This is a genomic window from Streptomyces sp. NPDC059003 (assembly GCF_042740445.1).
In the GTDB taxonomy this organism is placed as follows: domain Bacteria; phylum Actinomycetota; class Actinomycetes; order Streptomycetales; family Streptomycetaceae; genus Streptomyces.
Window position 1 is genome coordinate 21,881 of record NZ_JBHYJH010000135.1, and the last position, 6,275, is coordinate 28,155.

General features: G+C 70.2%; 3 protein-coding genes. 2 read left to right on the forward strand and 1 reads right to left on the reverse strand.

Features of this window, described 5'->3' with window-relative positions:
• Positions 1-154 precede the first annotated feature (154 nt).
• Positions 155-1,207, reverse strand: a complete 1,053-nt coding sequence (locus tag ACFWZ5_RS34045; RefSeq protein WP_384793369.1) for a multicopper oxidase domain-containing protein — start codon at positions 1,205-1,207, stop codon at positions 155-157.
• A gap of 226 nt (positions 1,208-1,433) precedes the next feature.
• Between ACFWZ5_RS34045 and ACFWZ5_RS34050 the strand changes: the two genes are divergently transcribed.
• Together ACFWZ5_RS34050 and ACFWZ5_RS34055 are read left to right on the forward strand one after the other, a co-directional pair.
• Positions 1,434-3,977 (forward strand): ThuA domain-containing protein, encoded by a 2,544-nt coding sequence (locus tag ACFWZ5_RS34050; RefSeq protein WP_384793372.1) that lies wholly within the window; start codon positions 1,434-1,436, stop codon positions 3,975-3,977.
• Positions 3,977-6,184 (forward strand): OmpL47-type beta-barrel domain-containing protein, encoded by a 2,208-nt coding sequence (locus ACFWZ5_RS34055; RefSeq protein ID WP_384793376.1) that lies wholly within the window; start codon positions 3,977-3,979, stop codon positions 6,182-6,184. The genes ACFWZ5_RS34050 and ACFWZ5_RS34055 overlap by 1 nt, the downstream gene beginning before the upstream one ends.
• The last annotated feature ends 91 nt before the right edge of the window (positions 6,185-6,275 follow it).

Consider the following 6,275-nt stretch of genomic DNA (forward strand, 5'->3'; position numbering starts at 1 on the left):
GTGAACCGGGGCGTACGCACGCGTGTCACCGGGGCGTGGAACAAAGGACGCACAAGGGCCGCCCCCGCCCGGGCGGCCCCTCCGACCACCTGCGGCACAGCTCCCGGTGCAACGATGCGCAGCCCAGCGCGAACGCGCAGCCCACGCGCCGTGCCTAGCCGTGGTCGTGCCCCTCTCCGCCCTTGTCCGCAGCACTCCCTGACGCACCATCACCGGACGCGCCGCCCTTCGCGCCCGCCCCGCGCCGATGGTGCGGCTCGTAGTCCGGGACCGTCCCGTCCGGCTTCTTCACCAGGAAGAGCCCCACCATCCCCATGTCCGAGTGGCTCTGCACGTGGCAGTGGTACATCCACGCCCCCGCGCCGACCCCCTCCCCCGCGATCACCTGGAACCCGAACGAGTCGCCCGGACCCGTGATCTTGTCGTCCACGATCCGGCTCGGGTCGTCCGGGCCTGCCAGCAGGCCCGTGCGGTTGTCGGCCCAGCGGTGACCGTGGATGTGGAACGTGTGGTAGTACTCGCCGAGCGTGATCGAGACGAACTCCACGCGATCCCCGACCGTGGCCTCGAAGTCGGGACCGGAGTGCGCGGGCTTGTTGTTGATCATCATGTCGTTGAAGACGACGACGCAGGTCTTGTCCGGCAGGATGTCGCCCTTGCGGCGCACGATCACCGCGCCGTACAGGCCCTTGCGCAGGCCGCCGGTGCCGTGGTCCGTGCCGACCACGTGGTCGTGGTAGTGCCAGTAGCCCGCGGTGCCGGGGCGCCAGGTGCCGTCCTTGCGGCGGCCCGGCGCGTGGGTGCGCCAGGTGTAGGTGCGCTTCCTTCCGGGCGCCACCTGGGACTTGGTGTGCTTGGTGCCGTCGCTGGAGATCTCGTAGTCCATGCCGTGGACGTGCAGGCTCACGTCGACGTCGGTGGTGTTCTCGAAGTCGATGTGCAGCGTGTCGCCCTCGTTGAGCTCGATCAGCGGGCCGGGGACGGAGGCCTTGCCCTTCTCCAGGCCGTAGCCCATCTGCCCGTCCGGGAGCTTCTCCGCGTACATCGTGATGCGGCGCACCTCGCCGCCCGCGGGGGCCGTCCTCGGCGGGCTGTCGGCCGCGGCGGCCTCGGGGGTGTCGGACGCCATGACCGACAACGATGTCACCCCGGTGGCCGCGGCCGCGCCGCCGGCCAGCATCCGGCGGTTGAAGCTCCGTCTGTCCATGCCGAACTCCCCACTGCGGTACGGGAACTGATACGTCGTACGGAAACGAGCGAGCCCTGGAGGGGCACACGGGGACCGGATCCGGCCACACGGTAGCGGCGGGGTCCCCGTTTTTCCACATGCAGGACAAAGTTCGAGCGAAGTGCGCCCATACCTATTGGCGAGCCGCGAAAAGAGGTCTAGCTTCATCGACGCTGTTGCTGTGACCGACGAGGGTGGTGTTCCCATGCGAAGCACACCGCATCAAAGACCCTTAACCACACGGAAGTTCAGCGGACTCAGGCACAGAACCGGGCGTCGCGCCTGGGCTGCGGCCCTGGCCGCGGGCGCCGTCGCCGCCGGTGTCCTCACGGGCCCCACCGCGGCCGCGCGCCCCTTCCCGGAGCCGCCCGTCGACACGGACGCCTTCAAGACAACGATGTCGAAGGCCCTTCCCGCCCCGCCGGGCGGCGCCAACGTCCGCGTCCTGGTCTTCTACGGCTCGGCCGCGTCCGGCGACGAGTCGCCCGTCGTGGACGCGGCCATCGCCGCCATCGAGAAGATCGGCCAGTCGGGCCCGGCCGCGCAGCGGTTCACGGTGACGGCCACCGACGACCCGGCCGTGTTCACCAACGCCAAGCAGCTGGGCAAGTTCAACGCGGTCACCTTCGTGACCGGCGGCGGCGATGTGCTCGACCCCGAGCAGGAGGCGGGACTCGAGGCGTACATGGAGGCCGGCGGCGGCTTCCTCGGCCTGCACGACGCGGCCCGCGCGGAGCCGTACTCCAGCTGGTTCACCGGCCTCATCGGGGCCCGCCCCAAGGACCAGAGCCCGACGGCTGTGCAGCGCGCGACCGTCGAGGTCGGCGACCGGCAGAGCCCGGCCACCAAGGACCTGCCGCTGGAGTGGAAGCGCCCCGACAAGTGGCTCAACTGGGAGACCAACCCGTCGGGCGGCGTGCACACCGTGGCGCGGGTGCGCGAGGCGACGTACAAGCCGGGCGAGGGCGCTAACGGCTGGGACCACCCGGTGTCCTGGTGCCGTGACTACGACGGCGGCCGGTCCTTCTACACGGGCATGGGCGGCACCGCCGACGCCTACGACGAGACGGACTTCCGCAGCCATCTGCGCGGCGCCCTGCTGTGGACGACCCGCCTGGCGCGCGCCGACTGCAAGGCGGCCATCACCTCGAACTACCGGGCGGAGCGCCTGACCCAGCCCAACAAGCCGGGCCAGAACGACCAGATCGGCGAGCCGCACGGCCTGGTCACGGCCCCCGACGGCAAGGTCTTCTACATCGGCCGCGGCGGCGCCGACTCCTCGCAGCCCGTCGTCACCGACTGGAACAACCCGGACGTCGGCAAGGGCAGGGGCGAGATCCACGTCTACGACCCGAAGACGAAGCAGGTGACCCTCGCGGGCGCGCTCACCGTCTTCGGCAACAAGGGCGGCGGCGGTGAGCTGATCAAGGTCGAGGAGGGCCTGCTCGGCATCGAGCTCGACCCGAAGTTCCAGGACAACGGCTGGGTGTACCTGCACTACACGCCGCACTCCCGGATCGACCGCGACAAGCACATGGGCGAGCGGTACGTCTCCCGCTTCACCTACGACAAGGCGACCGGGAAGCTGGCCATGGACAGCGAGAAGGTGCTGCTCAAGTGGCCGGTGCAGATCCACAGTTGCTGCCACTCGGGCGGCGGGATGGCCTGGGACTCCCAGGGCAACCTGTACATCGCGACCGGTGACAACAACTCGTCCGGCTTCAGCGACGGCTACTCGGGCAACAACCCGCAGCCCAGCTTCAAGGGCGTCTCCTTCGCCGACGCGCGCCGCACCGCGGGCAACACCAACAACCTCAACGGCAAGATCCTGCGCATCCACCCCGAGCCCGACGGCACGTACACGCTGCCCGACGGCAACCTCTTCACCGGCAAGGAGCCGGACGAGGGCGGCGGCAAGACGCGGGGCGAGATCTATGTGATGGGGGTCAGGAACCCGGCCCGCATCTCCATCGACAAGAAGACGGACACGCTGTACGCGGGCTGGGTCGGCCCGGACGCGGGCCAGCCGTCGACGACGTGGGGCCCGGCGAAGTACGACACGTTCGCCGCGATCACCCACGCCTCCAACCGCGGCTGGCCGTACTGCATGGGCAACAACCAGCCCTACCGCGACCGCAACCTGCCGGACCCGAGCAAGCCGCTCGGCTGGTACGACTGCAAGAACCTGCGCAACGAGTCGCCCAACAACGACGGCCTGGTGAAGATCCCGCCGGCCGAGCCCAACACCATCTGGTACTCGCCCCAGGGCGGCGGCATCGTCTACCCGCGGGACGCGAACGGCGTGCCGAGCTACAAGGCGGCGGAGCAGAAGCAGCTCCTGCCGTGGCTCAAGGGCGGCGGCCAGGCGACGATGAACGGCCCGGTCTACCGGTACGACGCCACGGCGCCGAGCGCGGACCGCTGGCCCTCGTACTGGGACGGCAAGTGGTTCGTCGGCGACTTCTACGACGGCGACCAGCCGCGGCACGCGGTGCTCACCGACCCGAAGACGGTCGGCAAGGGCGGCCTGCCGGTGCACGCCGAGTCGCTCCGCAAGATCATCCCGGTCGGCAACGACGGCATCAAGAACCTCATGGACTGGAAGTTCGCCGCCGACGGCTCGCTGTACGTCCTCGACTACGGGCGCGGCTTCTTCACCTCGGACGCCAAGTCGGCGCTGTGGCGCGTGACGTACGAGGGCGGCGACGCGACCCCGGCCGCGAACGACCTGGCCAGGAAGGCGCGATGATGAGATCCGCTCCCCCGCGGGCCCACCACCGAAGAGTGTGGCCTGCGCTGCTCGCGGCGCTGGCCCTGGTGCTCGGCCTCACCTCGGCGGCCACGGCCCGCCCCGACGGGCCCCGCCTCCAGCAGCAGACCCTGACCTGGACCGCCGACAACGACATCACCAAGTACAAGTCGGCGCCGACGACGGCGGTCGCGGGCAAGACGACGATCGTCTTCGAGAACAGCGTGGCGACCGGCAACACCACCGGCATGCCGCACACCCTGACGTTCGACGTCTCCGACCCGGAGTACAACAACGACGTCCCGCTGAACATCCTCGCCAACCCCGGCGACGACAAGGGCGGCAAGTGGACCGCCGAGGTGACCCTCACCCCCGGCCGCTACCGCTACTACTGCACGATCCCCGGCCACGGCGCGATGCAGGGCATCCTCGTCGTGACCGACGGCGGCGGCCAGGACACGACGGCGCCGGAGACCGGGGCGGCGGTGGACGGGGCGACCAACTCCGAGGGCGCGTACGTCGGTTCGGCGACCGTCACGGTGTCGGCGACCGACGCGGGCTCGGGCGTCGACAAGGTCGAGTACGCGGTCGGGGCCGACGGCGCGTGGCAGCCGTACACCGCTCCCGTGGTCGTGAACACGGTCGGCACCCACAAGATCCGCTACCGGGCGAGCGACCGGGCGGGCAATGTGGCCGCCGAGAAGTCCGTCGACTTCACGGTGGTCGCGCCGCCGACGGACGACAGGACGCCGCCGGAGACCTCGGCGACCGTCAGCGGCGAGCAGAACGGGCAGGGCCAGTACGTCGGCATGGCGACGGTCACGGTGTCGGCGTCCGACGCGGGCTCGGGGCTCAACAAGGTCGAGTACGCGCTCGGCGACGGTGCGTGGACGGCGTACACGGCGCCCGTGATGGTGCACGCGGTCGGCGCCCACAAGGTGCGCTACCGCGCGTCCGACAAGGCGGGGAACGTGGCGGCCGAGAAGTCCGTCGAGTTCACGGTCGTCGCCCCGCCCGCGCAGGACAGGACGCCGCCGGAGACGTCGGCGAAGGTCGACGGCGACAAGAACTCCGACGGCGCCTACATCGGCCGGGCGAAGGTCACGGTGACGGCGACCGACGCGGACTCGGGCGTCGACAAGGTCGAGTACTCCCTGGACGGCGGCCCGTACGTCGCGTACACGGCGCCGGTGGTGGTGGACCGCGTCGGGCGGCACTCCGTGGCGTACCGGGCGAGCGACAAGGCGGGCAACACCGCGGCCGCGAAGACGGTGTCGTTCACGGTCGACGAGGGCGGCGGGGTGCCCGGCCCCAACTGCCCGGAGTACGACGAGCGGTCGACGGTGTTCGTCGGCACCGTCGACACGGGCATCCCGAACCGCGTCACCAACAACCGCTGCCGCATCAACGAACTGATCGAGGACGAGAAGGACTGGTCGTCGCACGCGCTGTTCCTGAAGCACGTCAAGACGGTCACGGACCGCCTGAAGAAGGCGGGCGAGCTCGACCAGCGCGAGTACAACAAGATCAACAAGGCGGCGAAGGCGTCCGGCATCGGCAAGCCCGGCCAGACCGAGGGCTACCGCCACCTCTTCGACGGCACGCAGAAGTCCTTCGCCAAGTGGCAGCACGTGGGCGGTGGCTCGTTCGGCCTGAACGCCGACGGCTCGATGACGTCCGGCACGACGAAGAACGGCCTGGGCATGCTGTGGTTCCCCGAGCGCCGTTACGGGGACTTCTCGCTGAAGCTCCAGTGGCGGGACGACGCGGCGGGCTCCGGGAACGCCAACTCGGGTGTCTTCGTCCGCTTCCCGCAGGTCCACGACCACCCGGAGGAGTCGCGTCCGGAGTGGGTCGCCATCAAGTACGGCCATGAGGTCCAGGTCTTCGACCGCCCGGACGGCGACATGTACAAGACGGGCTCGGTCTACGGCTTCGACCGCGTCGGGCTCGCGGGCGCGGGCGTGACGCCCAAGGGCACCTGGAACGACTACGAGATCCGCGTGGTGGACCAGCACTACTCGGTGTACCGCAACGGCGCCCTGATCAACGAGTTCGACAACACGGGCGGCCAGGTCTTCGAGCCGCCGCGCGGCGACGACCCCGGCACGGACGGCCGCCGCTTCGCGTCGGGCTATCTGGGCCTCCAGGTCCACGGGGTCACCGACGTGGTGTCGTACCGGGACATCCGGATCAAGGAGCTGTGAGGCGCGTGCAGGCCAAACCTCCCGGCTAGGCCAAGCCTCCTGGCACGGCTGTGGCCCCTCCCGCGCGGGAGGGGCCACAGCCGTGCCAGGA

Excerpts from the sequence above, each read along its gene's own strand:
- ACFWZ5_RS34050 (WP_384793372.1), top strand. The coding sequence starts at position 1,434 with ATGCGAAGCACACCGCATCAAAGACCCTTAACCACACGGAAGTTCAGC.
- ACFWZ5_RS34055 (WP_384793376.1), top strand. The coding sequence starts at position 3,977 with ATGAGATCCGCTCCCCCGCGGGCCCACCACCGAAGAGTGTGGCCTGCG.
- ACFWZ5_RS34045 (WP_384793369.1), bottom strand. The coding sequence starts at position 1,207 with ATGGACAGACGGAGCTTCAACCGCCGGATGCTGGCCGGCGGCGCGGCC.